The 16121-nt window shown below is 64.2% G+C and carries 19 protein-coding genes; 7 read left to right on the plus strand and 12 right to left on the minus strand.

Annotated elements, in window-relative coordinates; all coding sequences use genetic code 11:
* The first annotated feature begins 75 nt into the window (after nucleotides 1-75).
* A complete protein-coding gene (locus tag AC0WRY_RS30590) occupies nucleotides 76-276 on the plus strand; it encodes a CsbD family protein (protein WP_164718867.1) in 201 nt (66 codons plus the stop codon).
* A 58-nt stretch (nucleotides 277-334) separates the two neighbouring features.
* Here AC0WRY_RS30590 and AC0WRY_RS30595 read toward each other — a convergent pair whose 3' ends face one another.
* Nucleotides 335-490, minus strand: a complete 156-nt coding sequence (locus AC0WRY_RS30595; protein WP_008546817.1) for a Thivi_2564 family membrane protein — start codon at nucleotides 488-490, stop codon at nucleotides 335-337.
* A gap of 270 nt (nucleotides 491-760) precedes the next feature.
* On the opposite strand from AC0WRY_RS30595, the gene AC0WRY_RS30600 reads away from it, so the two are divergent.
* Complete coding sequence (locus AC0WRY_RS30600; RefSeq protein ID WP_491122225.1) at nucleotides 761-2854, plus strand: methyl-accepting chemotaxis protein; 2094 nt, start codon at nucleotides 761-763, stop codon at nucleotides 2852-2854.
* A 98-nt stretch (nucleotides 2855-2952) separates the two neighbouring features.
* Here AC0WRY_RS30600 and AC0WRY_RS30605 read toward each other — a convergent pair whose 3' ends face one another.
* Nucleotides 2953-3606, minus strand: coding sequence for a DUF2865 domain-containing protein (locus AC0WRY_RS30605; protein ID WP_194404444.1), 654 nt, complete (start codon nucleotides 3604-3606; stop codon nucleotides 2953-2955).
* Nucleotides 3607-3622: 16 nt separating this feature from the next.
* Entirely contained in the window at nucleotides 3623-4399 is a 777-nt protein-coding gene (locus AC0WRY_RS30610) for a L,D-transpeptidase (protein WP_491122226.1), read from the minus strand.
* 209 nt (nucleotides 4400-4608) lie between these two features.
* Between AC0WRY_RS30610 and AC0WRY_RS30615 the strand changes: the two genes are divergently transcribed.
* From AC0WRY_RS30615 to AC0WRY_RS30635, 5 genes are all read left to right on the plus strand, one after another.
* Nucleotides 4609-5721 carry an AI-2E family transporter gene (locus AC0WRY_RS30615; protein ID WP_194404446.1) on the plus strand — a complete coding sequence of 371 codons (1113 nt, stop codon included), beginning with the start codon at nucleotides 4609-4611 and terminating at the stop codon, nucleotides 5719-5721.
* Nucleotides 5722-5799: 78 nt separating this feature from the next.
* A complete protein-coding gene (locus AC0WRY_RS30620) occupies nucleotides 5800-6171 on the plus strand; it encodes an ElaB/YgaM/YqjD family protein (protein WP_194404447.1) in 372 nt (123 codons plus the stop codon).
* 93 nt (nucleotides 6172-6264) lie between these two features.
* Nucleotides 6265-6720: a hypothetical protein gene (locus AC0WRY_RS30625; RefSeq protein WP_491122227.1), complete on the plus strand. Its 456-nt coding sequence runs from the start codon at nucleotides 6265-6267 to the stop codon at nucleotides 6718-6720.
* A gap of 178 nt (nucleotides 6721-6898) precedes the next feature.
* Nucleotides 6899-8041, plus strand: a complete 1143-nt coding sequence (locus tag AC0WRY_RS30630; protein ID WP_491122228.1) for an OpgC domain-containing protein — start codon at nucleotides 6899-6901, stop codon at nucleotides 8039-8041.
* Between the two features lie 75 nt (nucleotides 8042-8116).
* A complete protein-coding gene (locus AC0WRY_RS30635; protein ID WP_194404450.1) occupies nucleotides 8117-8731 on the plus strand; it encodes a TetR/AcrR family transcriptional regulator in 615 nt (204 codons plus the stop codon).
* Here AC0WRY_RS30635 and AC0WRY_RS30640 read toward each other — a convergent pair.
* From AC0WRY_RS30640 to AC0WRY_RS30680, 9 genes are all read right to left on the minus strand, one after another.
* Nucleotides 8728-10389 carry a CHASE domain-containing protein gene (locus tag AC0WRY_RS30640; protein WP_491122229.1) on the minus strand — a complete coding sequence of 554 codons (1662 nt, stop codon included), beginning with the start codon at nucleotides 10387-10389 and terminating at the stop codon, nucleotides 8728-8730. The two genes, AC0WRY_RS30635 and AC0WRY_RS30640, sit on opposite strands and share 4 nt — an antisense overlap.
* A gap of 295 nt (nucleotides 10390-10684) precedes the next feature.
* The gene (ureG, locus tag AC0WRY_RS30645; protein ID WP_491122230.1) at nucleotides 10685-11308 is read right to left on the minus strand and encodes an urease accessory protein UreG; all 624 of its coding nucleotides are present in this window, start codon (nucleotides 11306-11308) and stop codon (nucleotides 10685-10687) included.
* A 40-nt stretch (nucleotides 11309-11348) separates the two neighbouring features.
* Nucleotides 11349-12077, minus strand: coding sequence for an urease accessory protein UreF (locus AC0WRY_RS30650; RefSeq protein ID WP_491123518.1), 729 nt, complete (start codon nucleotides 12075-12077; stop codon nucleotides 11349-11351).
* A complete protein-coding gene (locus AC0WRY_RS30655; protein WP_491122231.1) occupies nucleotides 12058-12693 on the minus strand; it encodes an urease accessory protein UreE in 636 nt (211 codons plus the stop codon). The genes AC0WRY_RS30650 and AC0WRY_RS30655 overlap by 20 nt, the downstream gene beginning before the upstream one ends.
* A 12-nt stretch (nucleotides 12694-12705) precedes the next feature.
* Nucleotides 12706-13005 (minus strand): putative quinol monooxygenase, encoded by a 300-nt coding sequence (locus tag AC0WRY_RS30660; protein WP_018318764.1) that lies wholly within the window; start codon nucleotides 13003-13005, stop codon nucleotides 12706-12708.
* A gap of 128 nt (nucleotides 13006-13133) precedes the next feature.
* The gene (gene ureC / locus AC0WRY_RS30665) at nucleotides 13134-14849 is read right to left on the minus strand and encodes an urease subunit alpha (RefSeq protein WP_491122232.1); all 1716 of its coding nucleotides are present in this window, start codon (nucleotides 14847-14849) and stop codon (nucleotides 13134-13136) included.
* Between the two features lie 34 nt (nucleotides 14850-14883).
* Nucleotides 14884-15423 (minus strand): HD domain-containing protein, encoded by a 540-nt coding sequence (locus AC0WRY_RS30670; RefSeq protein WP_491122233.1) that lies wholly within the window; start codon nucleotides 15421-15423, stop codon nucleotides 14884-14886.
* 57 nt (nucleotides 15424-15480) lie between these two features.
* Nucleotides 15481-15786, minus strand: coding sequence for an urease subunit beta (locus tag AC0WRY_RS30675; protein ID WP_035708642.1), 306 nt, complete (start codon nucleotides 15784-15786; stop codon nucleotides 15481-15483).
* A gap of 9 nt (nucleotides 15787-15795) precedes the next feature.
* The gene (locus tag AC0WRY_RS30680; RefSeq protein WP_007605424.1) at nucleotides 15796-16098 is read right to left on the minus strand and encodes an urease subunit gamma; all 303 of its coding nucleotides are present in this window, start codon (nucleotides 16096-16098) and stop codon (nucleotides 15796-15798) included.
* Between the last annotated feature and the right edge of the window lie 23 nt (nucleotides 16099-16121).

The raw sequence follows: 16121 nt of genomic DNA on the forward strand, positions 1-16121 counted from the left end.
GAAAGGTCGCGCTACGCCTCGGAACGGGCCGCGTGCGCCTCGCGTTATCGGGCCATCAAACCACGGGAGATGGTCATGGACTGGAATCGAATCGAAGGAAACTGGAAGCAGTTCAAGGGCTCGGCCAAGGAGAAATGGGGCAAGCTCACTGACGACGATCTCAGCTTGATCGAGGGACGCCGCGAGCAGCTCGAGGGCCGGCTTCAGGAACGTTACGGCAAGGCAAAGGACCAGGTTCGTCAGGACGTCGACGACTGGCTGAAATCGCTGCACTGAAGCAGCACGAACGAAGCCCCGGCGAAAGCCGGGGCTTTTTGTTGAACATAGCCCCTCGCTAGAACACCGCGAGATATTTCAACAAAGACACGATGCCGATGATGATGACGATCACGCGCGCGATCTGCTTGGCGCGGCCGTCCATCGGCAGCATGTTGATGAGATAGAGGACGAGAATAACGACGAGAAAAGTGACGAGCACGCCCACCAGCATCGCGAGACCCCCTTCAGGCAAATTGCGACCGCTGTTCTAACGCCCGTCGCCCGCCTCGGTTCCATCTCGGCAACCCATTGCAACTTCTAGTAAATCCGTAATTCTACGATCGTCCGGCCTGCCTAAAATTTTACCCTTTGCCTTTCAGATGCGACGACCGTTTGCGCTCTGAGCCGCAAACGGCATGCGATTGCCGATCTGCCACGCCCACGTTTGTCGATGTTGCCGGGCGTTCGTTTGAGCTTTGCACTTGGGAATTGGGGGACTTCGATGTTCAATCGTCTGACCGTGTCCGCGCTGCTGAAGGCGGTGATCGCGATCACATCGGCCTGTGTGGTGATTGCGCTCTCGCTCACCGCCTACGAGTCCTGGGATCGCCTCAAGACCGCCCAACGCATCTCGCAGATCGCCGACGCGTCCGCCGATCTGTTCAAGGCGATGCACAATCTGCGCACCGACCGCTCGACCACCAATCGGTTGCTCAACGCGACCGAGCCGATGGACGCGGAGATCGAGAAATATCTCCGCGGGATCCGGGACGCCGAGATGCCCGCCATGGCCCATGCGCTGGAGCTGCTGCCGGCGATGGACTTCCCGCAATCGGGTACGATGGTGCCGGAGCTCGCGCGCCTCCACAAGCAGCTGACCGAACAGCAGAAGCAGTTCTGGGAGGATGTCGCCAAACCGAAGGACCAGCGCCGCGCCGGCCTGCCGAAGGCCTATATGGAGGCGACGCAGGGCCTGCTCGATACGCTCGACAAGCTCTCGAACGCCCTGGCTGCCACCGTCAATCACCAGGACGCCGCGATCGATCAATTGCTGTCGATCAAGCAGAACGCCTGGCTGCTCCGCAACACCGGCGGCGAAGCCTCGCTGGTCGTCTCGACCGGACTGAACGCCGGCCGCGTCACGCCCGAGGCCCGCCTCGCCTACACCCAATATGTCGGCGGGACAGCCGCGATGTGGAAGGCGCTGGAATTGTCCACCTCGGGCATGCAACTGCCGCCGGCCTTGTCATCCGCCATGGCGGCGGCCAAGACCGGATATTTCGATCCGCAATATCTGGCCCTGCGCGACCGCCTGGTGGCCGCGCTCGCCGCGGGCGAAAAGGCCGAGATGACCGCGAACCAGTGGACCCCCGTGACGGTCGGCCGCCTGTCCAGCGCCGTTGCCGTCGCCGAGACCGCGCTTGACGCGGCCAAGAACCACACGCTGGAGCAGCGCTCCGCAGCGCAACGCGCGCTGATCATGCAGCTTGGACTGCTCGCGCTCGCCATCGGCCTCGCCGCAGCGGCGATCATGCTGGTCAGCCGCCGCGTCATCACGCCGCTCAACACCATCCGCGACGCCATGCTGAAGGTCGCCGGCGGCGACCTTGCCGTCGACAGCGGCTATCTCGACCGCCAGGACGAGATCGGCGCGCTTGCCGGCGCGCTGGAAACCTTCAAGCAGCAGGCCACCGACAAGCTCAAGATCGAGCAGCAGGAGAGCGAGCGCAATGCGGGCGCTGCCGCACGCCAGCGCGCCGTGGAGGCCTATGTCGGCGAGTTCGAGGGCGCGGTGCGCAAGACGCTGGGCGAATTGAGCGAGGCCTCCGGGGAGATGCGCAAGACCTCGGGTGACCTCTCCGCCGTGTCGCGCCAGACCAACGACCGCGTGCAGGTCGCCGGCAAGGCCTCCAACGACGCCTCGATGAGCGTCGACAGCGTGGCCGCGGCCGCCGAGGAGCTTTCAGCCTCGATCAACGACATCAGCCAGCAGGCCTCCCACGCCGCCGGCATCGCCAGCCGGGCCGTCAATCAGGCGCGCGAAACCGACAGCACCGTGCAGGGGCTGGCGCAGTCGGCGGGACGCATCGGCGAGGTCGTCGGCCTGATCAACACCATCGCGGCGCAGACCAATCTGCTGGCGCTCAACGCCACGATCGAGGCGGCGCGCGCCGGCGAGGCCGGCCGCGGCTTTGCCGTAGTCGCCTCCGAGGTGAAGTCGCTGGCGAGCCAGACCGCCAAGGCGACCGAGGAAATCTCCGAGCAGATCGCCGACATCCAGAAGGTCGCGGGTGACGCCATCCACGCGATCCAGGCGATCGGCGGCATCATCGGCGAAGTCAACGAAGTGGCGACCGCGATTGCCGCCGCCGTGCAGGAGCAGGGCGCGGCGACCCAGGAGATCACCCGCAGCACGCAATATGCGGCCCAGGGCACCAAGAACGTCTCGGATAATATTACCGGCGTCAAAGCCGATGCGGACGCTGCCGCTGCAGCCGCCGACAATGTGAAGCAGGCGTCCGAGATGCTGGAGACGCAGAGCCGCCAGCTCGGTCACGAGGTCAGCGACTTCCTCGGCAAGATCCGCGCGGCGTAGGGCACGACGGCGCCGCACGCTCACTGTCGTCCCTGCGAACGCAGGAACAATAGCTCGATGTGGCGAGACAGCGCCGCGCCAAATTTATAATCTTGCCCCTACTCCTTCGCCACCACCGGCACCTGGCGGAATTTGGCGCGCACTGACTCCGGCAACGGCGAGAAATTCATCGCGACGCCGCGGCGATCGCCGGCGTTGCGACTGGCGACAACGAGACCGTCAGTGCCGGCAACGATATCGCCCTTGCGCAGCGTGGGATCGTCCTCGACCTTGACCTGCGCGAGCCCGACAGGGTCCTTGCCGTTACAGGTGCAGCCCGCAACGATCTCGTTGCGATAGCGGTACGCGTTGGGCAAGTCGGAATAGGATTTGCCTTTGTCAGTCGTGGCGTCGTCGATGTTGCCGCCATAAACCAGCGAGGTCTCCGACGACGGACAGAAGCTCTTGCACGATTGCGCCTTGCTCTCCGCGTCGTTGCCTTGCGCCGGGAAGTAGCGGCCATCGCAGCCGCGGACGCAATAGGCAGTGCCGCCGCCATAGGAGGCGCGCTGGCGCGGCCCTTCATAGCGGGGCATGTCGTCGTTCGGGAACGGCGTTCGGATCTCCGGCGGTGGCCGCATCCGAAAGCCGCCGAACAGCGCCGAGAAGAAATCTTCCGCATGCGCCGACGGCGCCAGTGCCAGACCGGAGGCGGCGACGGCGAGCAGTGCCGCTGTGCCAACGGCCAGTTTGCGGATTGATCGTTTACTCATGTGACCTCACGGAACTCTAGTTCACGGCCGACGACGCCGAGATATTCAGCGCCTGCCGACCCGAGGGGAGCGTTGTCACGGCTGGACGCTTGCGCACCGAATCGCCGCCCTTGGCCATCAGCGGAGCATTCTTCGGCAACACCACGACCTTCGCACCGACATTGACGCGACCGAACAGGTCGGTGACGTCCTCGTTGGTCATGCGGATGCAGCCGGAGGAGACGAACTTGCCGATCGTGGAGGGATCGTTGGTGCCGTGGATGCGATATTCGCTTGAGCCGAGATACATCGCACGCGCGCCGAGCGGGTTGCCGGGGCCGCCGGCGACGAAGCGCGGCAGATACGGCTGACGCGCGATCATCTCTGCAGGCGGATGCCAATCCGGCCACTCCGCCTTGCGGCTGACGCTCTGCACGCCGGACCAGGTGAAACCTTCGCGGCCGACGCCGACGCCATAGCGGATCGCACGGCCGTTGCCGAGCACGTAGTAAAGATAGGTGTTGTTGGTATCGATCACGATGGTGCCGGCCGGCTCGCTGCGATCAAAGCCGACGATCTGCTTGCGCAGGCGATCGGGCAGCTGGGCATCCTCGTCGGTTGCCTGCGGCGTTTGGTTCACGGAGCCCTGCGCGTAGCCCTGGTCCTGCGGGTACGCTTGCGGCTGCATCGGCGAATAACCGAAGGTCTGCGCGCTCGCGGCGCCGAGGGGGACCACGAGCAAAGTGGTTGCGAAGGCGAACGCGGTGATCGCGCGCGGCGAGAAGCTGCGACGGACTGCAGAGAACTTTGTCATGTGCTGCCCCGTTTGGATGCGTGCATCAGGGTGATGCGCTTTCCGTAGAACGCCGCGGGGGCGACCCAAGTTCCGGCGCAACGCGCGGCAGGCTTGTCACAGTCAAGCGAGCACATCTTCACGAAGCCGCGATGGAACCAGCTTAAGCCTCGCGCATTATCCGTTACCAATGGGCGCGCGGTGCGAGGCTTCCGTGCGGGAGAGAGATTGTGCGCGTCCTTCCGAGTGAACGTCCGATTCCCGGCAATAGCGAAGGCGCTCCGCTTCCCGACAGCCATGTCGAGCTGCCGCCGGTCATCCGCCGCACCGAATTCGTCGCTTTTGCGCTCGCAGGCCTGCTGCTGATTGCCGTCGTGACCGTGCTCTACGTCGGAAGGGCATTCTTCCTGCCTGTGGTGATGGCTTTTGTCGTCGGCACCATGCTGTCGCCCGCGGCCGGCTTTCTGGAGCGGTATAAGGTCCCGCGCGCAGTCGGTGCCGTTCTGATCGTGCTCGCAGGAACCACCGTGGTCGCTTTCGTTGTGGCGTTGATCGCCTCCCCGGTGATGGAGTGGAGCACGCGCCTGCCGGAGCTCGGCGCACAACTGAAGGACAAGCTGCACGTGTTCGACCGGCCGCTGTCGCTGTGGCGGGAGACGCAAGCCATGATCGGCGGCTCCGAAGGGTTGCCGAGCTTCCAGATGCCGAAAGTCGAGTGGGTGCAACCGACGCTGGAATTCCTGTCACCGACCTTCACCGAATTCCTGCTGTTCTTCGTCACCTTGATCCTGTTCGTCGCCAGCTGGCGCGACCTCAGGCGCGCCATGATCATGAACTTCGGCGATCGTGACGCGCGGCTTCGCACGCTCCGGATTCTCAACGAGATCGAGGAGCATCTCGGCAATTATCTCCTGACCGTCACCCTCATCAACGTCGGCGTCGGCATCGGCACCGGCCTCATTTGTGCGCTGACCGGCATGCCCAATCCAGCCGGGCTCGGCGCGCTCGCGGCGACGCTCAACTTCATCCCGATCATCGGGCCGGTTGCGATGTTCGCGGTGCTGGTCGTTGTGGGGCTGGTTGCCTTTCCGACCATCAGCGGCGGCCTGATGGCGGCACTCGCCTTTGGCGGTCTAACCTTCCTGGAAGGGCACTTCATCACCCCCACTATCATCGGCAGGCGGCTGGCGCTAAATGCACTTGCAGTCCTGCTTGCGCTGGCATTCTGGACCTGGATGTGGGGCCCGATGGGCGCCTTCCTGTCGTCGCCGCTCCTGATCGTCGCTCTGATCCTCAAGGAGCATCTCATGCCGGTGGATGCACCGCAGCTTCCGCAGGGCTGACCGGTTTCCACGAACGGAACTTCCCCGGTGACGAAACGTTTTCCGGCTATCTCAGCCGCCAACAGTTCGGAGCTCCCGATGTCCACGCCCAACGCCGAAGCCGGGATGAGAGATTGGACCGACAAAGCCACCAGAGAACGCCTCGAGAAGGATGTAGCAGCCGTGAAAAGCGATATCGCCGCCCTCACCGACCAGATCACCGACGCGCTCAACACCTTTGCCAATTCCACCAGCAAGCAGGCTCGCCGCGGTTACCGCCAGGCGCGCGATAACATGGACACCGCCATGGACGACATGTCGGAGCGCGGCAGCGCAATGATGGACGCCGCCCAGGAGGCCTACGGATCGATCGAGGAGACGCTCGAAGACGCGATCACCCAGCGGCCGCTCGCGACCGTCGGGCTCGCGCTCGGCATCGGCTTCCTGATCGGGGCCGCGTGGCGGCGGTAGGAAGCGTAAAGGAACATGAGAACGGCGGCGCTACCGCGCCGCCGATGCTGGCTTGTGGACGAATAGGCTTGTGGGGATCTGAGGAGCAAGGCCATGTTTCAGCGCATTATCGACGGGATCAGCGCATCCACGGGTACGACTGTGCGGCTGACCTCCCTGGCCGCAGGCGCGGCTTTCGCGCTGTTCATCACCACCTGCTTCCTGTGTGCGGCGGCATTCATTTCCGTGCTCAACAAATATGGTCCGGTGCAGGCCTGCCTCGCGGGCGCCGGTGTCTTTTTTCTGCTGACCCTGGCCGCCGCAGTGAGCTACTGGGCTTACAAGCGAGAGCTGCGTAAGCAAGCCCAGATCGCGGCCGAGCGTGCCGCTAAATCGGCGTCGCAGAGCATGCTCGCGGACCCCATGCTGCTCGCGACCGGGCTCCAGATCGTTCGGGCCATCGGGGTCAAGCGGCTGTTGCCGATCCTGGCGATCGGTGGCATCGCACTGGGCATCATGGCGAGCCGCGCCGGCGTGTCCGACGAGGTATCGGCCGAACCGGCTGAGTAAGGACCGGACCACGTTAAGAAAATTTCGCCGCAAGACGGACGGCGGGTACGCGGCGGAATTTATCGGCCGGTTTTGCGCAATTTTAAGCGGATGATCGTTACCTCACGCAAACGCTACTCGGATGGGCAGGCGGTTGCCGGTAAAAGCGTCATCCTGATTCCCAAAGCTATTTTACTCAATGAACCCGTCCGTCAAGGCGAACCTCGCCGCATTCCACCACGACGCCAGGCTGTATTTGACGCTCGGTATCGCCAATTGGTCGGTTTTCGTCGACCACATCCCCAATAACGTCGTCAACCTGCTGACGCTGCGCAACTTCGGCTTCAGCGGCGCTGCCGATCTGTTCGTGTTCGTGGTGGGTTATGGCGTCGCCATCATCCACGGCCGGATTGCGCTGGAGCGCGGCTATTTCGTCGCCGCAACGCGCATTTTCCGGCGCGTCTGGCGGCTCTATGCCGCCTATGTCGTGCTGTTCGTGATCTACATCGACACCATCGCCTATGTCGCCTCGCAGTCGATGGCTCCGGAAATCATCCACGAATACAACATTTCGGGGATTCTCGAGCACCCGCTGCGCATCCTGGTCCGCGGCCTCGTGCTGCAGGAGGAGCCGCTCAATCTCGATCTGCTGCAATTGATGATCCCGCTGATGGCGTTTTTTCCGCTCGCGCTGTGGGGCCTGTTGCGGCGGCCGAACCTGACGCTGGCGGCATCGGTCGCGCTGTACCTTGCCGCACGCTGGTTCGACTGGAATTTCCGGGTCTATCCGGACCAGGAATGGACCTTTAATCCGCTGTGCTGGCAGATGCTGATGGTGCTTGGCGGCTGGTTCGCCGTGACAGGCGCGCCGGGGCGCGCGCTCCGCGACATGCCCTGGCTGCGGATACTCGCCGGGGCCTATCTCATATTCGCGATGGCCGTCACCATGCTGCGCCATTCTCCGCAATTGTCTGGCTACTTGCCGGACGTTCTCCTCGACAGCATCGCGCCGACCGACAAGGAAAACCTCGCGCCCTATCGCGTGGTCCACTTCCTCGCCCTCGCTTTGCTGGCGACTCACCTTATTCCCGCCGATCACCCCGGACTGCGGCTGAAGCCGCTCCAGGCGGTCATCCGATGCGGCGAGGAATGGCTTGCCGTGTTCTGCGTCGGAGTGTTCCTGTCTTTCGCCGGCCATCTCATCCTGATCACCAGCGCCAATCTGGTCGTGATGCAGATCGTGGTGAGCCTCGCCGGATTCGCCGCGATGACCGCGGTGGCCTATTACGTCGCCTGGTCGAAATGGCAGGACCTGCCCAAGGCCTTGCGGCAGCAGGCCTGAAGCGCGATTCCGCTAGGTTGACCGCCGCCGCTGCGCTATCCCGGTAAAGGAGCGGGTTGCGCGGGGAGACCGGACGTGGTGACGGCGAATGGCGGGGATGACGGGGCCGACAGCGCCCCCCGGCGCGGCCGGCCGCGATCGATCGAGACCAGCAACGCCATTCTCGAAAGCGCCTATGTGCTGATGGCGTCCACCGGCCTTGCCGCCACCACCATCGACGCGGTCGCCCGCCACTCCGGCGTCTCCAAGATGACGATCTACAAATGGTGGCCGTCTCGCGAGGCGCTTCTGATCGACGCCTTCCTTCAACATGCCGCGCAGATGCTGCCACTTCCCCCGGTGAGCTCCGGCAGTCCCGCGGCCCGCGCGCGCCGTCATGCCGCGGCCTATGCCGAGGCGCTCCAGGGCGAGTTCGGCAAGGTGCAGCTCGCCGTCATCTCCGAATGCATTTCCAGGACCGGCTCTGCCGAGCTGTTCTACGCCCGCTATCTGCAGTTCCGCCGCGACGCGCTGGTGGAGATGATTGCGGCAGGCCAGCAGGACGGCAGCATCCTGGCCGCAGGGCCGGCCGAGGATCTCTACGACGCGATCTACGGCGGCCTGTTCTACCGCTACGTCTTCGGCATCGCGCCGATCACGCCGGCCTATGCGCGCAATCTGGTCGATCTGATCTTGCGGCCGAAAGCCTAGCCGCGCGCAGGCCGCACCGGAGCCGAGATCTTGTCCGTGCGATCGCGTTCGGTCATGTCGACCACGGTCTCCATGGGAGCGGTCAGCTCATAGACGTAGGAGGCCTCGGTGAAATAGCGCTTGGCGGTGCCGCCGAGCGCCTCGGGGGCGACACGGTCGAGCAGGATCAGGCCGAAATCGGAATCCGGGCGGCGCGTCGCCTCGCTGGTGTTGAACTCCTCCCAGCGGAAACTGAAGATCTCTTCGGTCCCCTCGCCCGTCACGGTCCAATTAGCCGTGATGTGCGGATGCTTGCCAACCAGCGACAGGCCCTCGTCCGAATGCGAGGCGAGTTCGAAGAACAGCAGCGAGAGGCTCTGCGCCGCGCGTGCGCTGACCGCAATATCCGGACCGGTGACGGCGATGCGGTCGGCATGCGGGATGGCTCGCGCCTCGAACAGGCCCTTCAACTTGACGCCCTGCCATTGGCTCTCGCTGAGCAGCGAGACCACGTTGGACATGGCATGGATTCGCCCGATCAGGAGCTCGCGGGCGACGTCGATGTCCGAGCCGTGGCGCAAGGTGCGCGTCACGATCGACTGGATCACCGCAAGGATATTCTTGACCCGATGGTTGAGCTCGTCGATGACCGCGGTCAGCCGGCGCTCGAAGCCGATCCGGACCTGGATTTCCCGGCTGAGCCGCAAATTGTTGTAGGCGACATAGCCAAACAGACCGCACACCATCGCAGTGATCGCAAAGCCGATCGCCGCCACGATGATCGCAGTCTGCTCGGCACGCCGCACCGAGTTGGTCTTCGCGTAATAGCCGAGTTGCCAATCACGGCCACCGAAGCTCACCGTGCGCGTCGCCGACGGCGCCGCTCCGTCCGCCGCCACGCTGCGCGTCGAGACCACGCCCTGGTCGTTGGCGATCAGCTCGCCGCCCTCCTTGCGCGGATCCCTGAGCGCGACCGAGAACAACGACATGTCGTCATTGGTCAGCATCAGCGACGCCAGCTCGTAGGAAAACGTGACGAACCCAGCCGGCTCGGTTGCCCCCTCGGGAATGACGGGCGCAGCCACGATGACGCCGACCGGCCCGTTTGCGCGCAGCAGCGGAACCGGGTCCGAAGCCACTGACCTCTTCTCGATCCGCGCCCGCGTCAGCATGGCGCTGCGAACCGGATCCTGATCGTAACTGCGGCCCGGCAGAGCCTTGGTCTCGTCGCTGCGCGGCTCGAGATCCAGCAGCACGTCGATCGGCTGGGTAATCTCCGCCGGATTGATCGGCTTGTCGTCATAGTTGCGGATCGTCGGGTTCGGGAAGCCGGCGCCCCCAATCGCGGCCTGCGCCGCCGTCAACTCGTTCGGCTTCAACCTGGCGATCCAGCCGGCCACCACGAAATCCGTCTTGAAGGCGTAGATGGCCGAGCGCAGCGGCTCCAGCATGTTCGGCTTGATCACGGACGGCGTGCGGAACAGGCCTGAGGCGACACGCGCAAGCAATTCGCGCTCGGTGAGCCGGTCCTGAACCAGGCTGGCATGCACGTCGATCGCACGCGCGAGCGCGATCCGGTCCAGCGCCAGCTCCTGATCGTGGACGCGATAGGCCGCAAGCCCGGAGAGCAAGGCTCCGAGCAGAGCAATGAAACCGATGATGAAACCCAGCCGGACCACGCGACTACTCAGGCGAAAGCAGGAGGTCGGCAATAAACAAGGAGCATATGAACGCCGCTCGAACGGCCATGTGCCGAAACAGGGTGAACCCCGGTGGCAGAGATAATGGAGGAGGAGACATCGGTACGCAACGTAGGTCGCCTGAAAAGCTTAATCCGCCCGGCCGATGGTCTGGCCAGGATGGATCGCCCGGGCACCGGAGGTAATCAATCGCCGTGTCCGAAATTTGTTCCGCCGTTGCGGCCCGGCTCCTAGGGTTAACGGCGAAAAACGCGTGCGCCAAGTCGTCGCGCCGTCAGCCCGCCCGTTTCAGGCCGCCTTTGGCCTCAATGAAGCCGATGATCCGGTCGAGCCCTTCGCTCTTCTTCAGGTTGGTCATGACGAAGGGACGCTCGCCGCGCATGCGCCTGGCGTCCGTGCCCATCTTCTCCAGGGAGGCGCCGACATGGGGAGCAAGGTCGATCTTGTTGATGACCAGGAGATCGGACCGGGTGATGCCTGGCCCCCCCTTGGACGGGATCTTGTCGCCGGCGGCGACGTCGATCACGTAGATGGTGAGGTCGGCCAATTCAGGGGAAAAAGTGGCAGCGAGATTGTCGCCGCCGGATTCGATCAGCACGAGATCGAGCCCGGGAAACTTGGCGCGCATGTCCGCGACCGCAGCCAGATTCATCGAGGCATCCTCGCGGATCGCGGTGTGCGGACAGCCGCCGGTCTCGACGCCGGCAATGCGGTCCGGCGTCAGCGAGCCCGACCGCACCAGGAACTCCGCATCCCATTTGGTGTAGATGTCGTTGGTGATGGCGGCGATGTCATAGCGTTCGCGCATGGCCTTGCAGAGCAGGTCCATCAGCTGGGTCTTGCCCGATCCGACCGGACCGCCGACGCCGACACGCAAAGGGCCGTGAGATTTCGACATGTCGTTCGCTTTCTCCCGATGGGTTGAAGGCGCGGCGCCCTCACGAGCGGAACAGCCGCGTATATTGGGTCTCGTGCCGCAGGCTGGCGAGATCGGCGCGGAAGGTCGCGCCGCCGAGATCGTCCAATGTCGCATTCAGCGCACGAAGCGCGGTCGCGGCCACGGCGGCTTCCAGCCTCACCAGCACGCGCTGGCTGTCGGTCTGGCCGAGTGGAACGAGGCGGCTGGCCGCAGAAATCCAGTTCGAGACCAGCGCATGCAGGAAGGCGTGCAGCGTCGACCCCAGCGGCACGCCGTGCACGGCTGCGACCACACCGACCGCGACCGGATAGACCGGCGGCGTGTGGCACGCCGCAACCATGGCATCCAGCCCGTCGGCATCCCACGCCGCACGCGCGATGTCGATGAAGGCGCGGCCTTGCGAGCTCGTCTCCAGCTGCCGCTCGCGCGAAGGCACGAAGGCCGCGGCAAGCTCGGCGATCTCGTTCAACGAGACCTTCTCGCCCGCCTCTGCGGCGCGATAGGCGTGGACCAGAAACGTCGCATCGCAAAAGCCGGAGCCGTCGCTGAGCATCGCGTCGAGCCAGTCGGCCAGCGTTGCAACATCGACGATGTCCCCCGCCTCGACCGCCCATTCGATGCCGCTGGAATAGGAGAAGCCGCCGACCGGGAAGGCCGGCGACAGCCAGGTCATCAGCCGATACAGCGCCGCCGCCTCGCTTTCGTCGAGGCCGCCGGCGCCGACCCGCTCATTTGTGGTCATGAGCATGCTTGTGGCCGTGGTGATGGTCCGGATGGTCGCAATGCTCGTCATGGTGATGATCGTGGCCGTGGTCATGCGCGGCATGACCATGCTGGTGATCATGTCCGTGGTGATCATGGTGATCGTGACCATGATCATGATGATGGCCATGATCGTGATGCGCGTGGTCGTCATGTCCATGTGCGTTGCCGGCATCGGCATAGGCGCCGCCTTCGGGATCAAACGGCGCCTCGATCTCGATCACGCGCGCGCCGAGGCCCTTCACCATGGCCTCGATGACGTGATCGCGGCGGATGCGCAAGGCCTTCGCCATGATCTGGGTCGGCAGATGACGGTTGCCGAGATGCCAGCCGACGCGGATGAGGTGATGGGGATCACGGCCGCGGATTTCCAGCAGCGGCTCGGGTGCCGCCACCACTTCGACCAGGCGACCGTCCTCGAGCACCAGCGCATCGCCGCCGCGGAGCGCTGTGGCGTGCTCGAGGTCGAGCAGGAATTCGAGCCCCCGCGTGCCCGTCATCGCCATGCGGCGGCGGTGCCGATCGTCGAAATCGAGCACAACCGTGTCCGCCGGCGTTTCCGTGAAGCGGTGCTGTCCCTTGACCTGCGTCGCCCGGATCATGCTTTTACCCCGTTACCGTGTCTCGACCTTCTCGGGCGTGATCACTTCGATCTTCGGCGGCGCCGTGAAGCATTTCACCGCGACGCGACCGAACGTCTTCATATGCTCCATGCCACGATGCGGCACCAGCGCCTCGGCGTTCTCCCACTGCTCGACGAACACCATCTTGGCAGGGTCGGTGACGCTCTCGTGCAGATCATAGGCGATATTGCCGGGCTCTTTCCGGGTCTCCTTGATGCAGGCGGTGGCGGCCGCAATGAATTCGGCGCGCGTTTCGGGCTTGATGGTCAGGGTGGCGACGACATAGATCACGAGAAATCCTCCCGGCTTTTCTTCTGGGGTTCAATACCGGGCGGGACATTAGACCAGGCGGGACCGAACGCAAAATCGCAAGAAGCCGTCCCCGGATACAAGCCGGGGACATGCATTGAGGCGCTATTTCAGTACATGAAATATCGCTGGGCCATCGGCAGCACCTCGGCGGGTGCACAGGTGAGCAGCTCGCCGTCGGCGCGCACCTCATAGGTCTCCGGATCGACCTCGATATTGGGCGTGGCGTCGTTGTGGATCATGCTCTTTTTCGAGATCTTGCCGCGGGTGTTCTGCACGGCATAGAGCTTCTTCTCGATGCCGAGCTTTCGCGCGAGACCACCGGTGATCGCAGCTTTCGAGGTGAACACCACAGAGGACGCCGTGCGCGCCTTGCCGAAGGCACCGAACATCGGCTGGTAGTGCACCGGCTGCGGCGTCGGGATCGAGGCGTTGGGATCGCCCATGGGAGCTGCGACGATCGTGCCGCCCTTGACGATGCAGTCCGGCTTGACGCCGAAGAAGGCCGGCGACCACAGCACGAGATCGGCCATCTTGCCCTTCTCGACCGAGCCGATCAGCTTCGACACGCCGTGCGCGATGGCGGGATTGATGGTGTATTTCGCGATGTAGCGCTTGACGCGAAAATTGTCGTTGTCCTTGCCCTTGTCCTGCGGCAATGACCCGCGCTGCTTCTTCATCTTGTCGGCGGTCTGCCAGGTCCGGATGATGACCTCGCCGAGCCGGCCCATCGCCTGGGAGTCCGAGGACATCATCGAGAGCGCGCCGAGGTCGTGCAGGATGTCCTCGGCGGCGATGGTTTCCTTGCGGATGCGGCTTTCGGCGAAGGCGAGGTCTTCCGCAATCGAGGGATCGAGATGGTGGCACACCATCAGCATATCCAGATGCTCGTCGATGGTGTTGCGGGTGAAGGGCCGCGTCGGATTGGTCGAGGACGGCAGCACGTTCTTCAGGCCGGCGACCTTGATGATGTCGGGGGCGTGGCCACCGCCGGCGCCCTCGGTGTGGAAGGCGTGGATGGTGCGCCCCTTGAATGCCTTGATCGTGTCCTCGACGAAGCCGGATTCGTTCAGCGTGTCGGTGTGGATCATGACCTGGACATCGTGCGTGTCGGCCACCGACAGGCAGTTGTCGATCGCAGCCGGCGTCGTGCCCCAGTCCTCGTGCAGCTTCAGCGCGCAGGCGCCCGCCTTGATCATCTCGACCAGGGCTGCGGGCCGCGAGGCGTTGCCCTTGCCGGAAATGCCGAGATTGACCGGGAAAGCATCGAACGACTGGATCATCCGCGCGATGTGCCAGGGGCCCGGCGTACAGGTGGTGGCGAAGGTGCCGTGCGAAGGGCCGGTGCCGCCGCCCAGCATCGAGGTGACGCCGCTCATCAACGCGTGCTCGATCTGCTGCGGGCAGATGAAATGGATGTGGCTGTCGAAGCCGCCGGCCGTGAGGATCTTTCCTTCGCCCGCGATTACGTCGGTGCCGGGACCGACGATGATGGTGACGCCGGGCTGGATGTCCGGATTGCCGGCCTTGCCGATCGCGGAGATCATGCCGTCCTTGATGGCGACGTCGGCCTTCACGATGCCCCAGTGATCGACGATCAGCGCATTCGTGATCACGGTATCGGCCGCGCCCTGCTTGTTGGTGACCTGCGACTGCCCCATGCCGTCGCGGATCACCTTGCCGCCGCCGAACTTCACCTCCTCGCCGTAGGTGGTGAAATCCTTCTCGACCTCGATGATGAGGTCGGTGTCGGCCAGCCGCACCTTGTCGCCTGTAGTGGGGCCGAACATGTCGGCATAGACGGAACGCTTCATCTTTACGGACATCACAAGCCCCGTTTGCGGTTGAACGTTTGGTGGATCACAGCAAGGCCTTCGCTGCTTTCACGGCATCATCGAATTTCTCCTCGAGCCACGCATTACCGCCGCGGCAGCCCGCAACGACTTGCGTGGCCCATCCACTGTAGTCGGCGAGGTCGTCAAGCTCCTCGGTAGTCGGATCCGTATGAAGGCGTGCCCCTATATTGCTGATCTTGTCGGCGATCTTGATCAGCTTCGCGCCGGGCGATTTGTGCAGAGCGTCCTCGATCTGCTTCCGCCGCCGCTCGGCCTTCGGCAGATTCATGTCGTCCGTGCACTCAACGACCAGGGCGGCGACTCGCTCTGAGAACGTCTGCGCAAGCTCCTCGCGCGTGGTGTCGGTGTCCTCGATCGTATCGTGCAGCCAGCCGGCCGCGACCAGCTCGGCATCGGCGCCGTCGGTCGCGGTCGCAAGCAGGTTCGCAACCTCGGCGAGATGATTGATATAGGGCTCGCTGCCGCGCCCCTTGCGCGCCATGCCGTTGTGGCGCTGTGCGGCGAGCTCGGCAGCTTCAGATATGAGACGGATGGGGGAGAGCATGACAAGGACCTCCATTCTCGCCTCAACCGTGCCGTGCCGCGCTCGTTCCTGCGACGCTCACAGCTTCCCCATTACATCGCCGCGGAAACCGTAGATCGTCTTCTTGCCCGCCATCGCCACCAGCTGCACATCGCGGGTCTGGCCAGGTTCGAAACGCACCGCGGTGCCGGCGGCGATGTCGAGGCGCATGCCGCGGGACTTCTTGCGGTCGAATTTCAGCGCCGGGTTGGTCTCGAAGAAATGGTAGTGCGAGCCGACCTGGATGGGGCGGTCGCCGGTGTTGGCCACCGTCAGCGTCACAGTCTTGCGGCCCGCATTGAGCTCGATCTCGCCGTCCTGGATGAAGAGTTCGCCGGGGATCATGCTGCTCTCCTACCTGATCGGCTCGTGCACGGTGACGAGCTTGGTGCCGTCCGGAAACGTCGCCTCGACCTGGATGTCGTGGATCATCTCGGGGATTCCAGGCATCACCTGGTCGCGGGTCAAGACCTGCGCGCCGGATTGCATCAGTTCGGCGACGGTGCGGCCGTCGCGCGCGCCTTCGAGGATGAAATCGGAGATGATCGCGATGGCTTCGGGGTGGTTGAGCTTGACGCCGCGGTCCAGCCGGCGGCGGGCCACGATCGCGGCCATCGAGATCAAGAGCTTGTCCTTTTCGCGGGGAGACAGGTTCATGCAGAATCTCTTCCGTTCAACAC

The organism is Bradyrhizobium sp. T-12, from assembly GCF_058314695.1.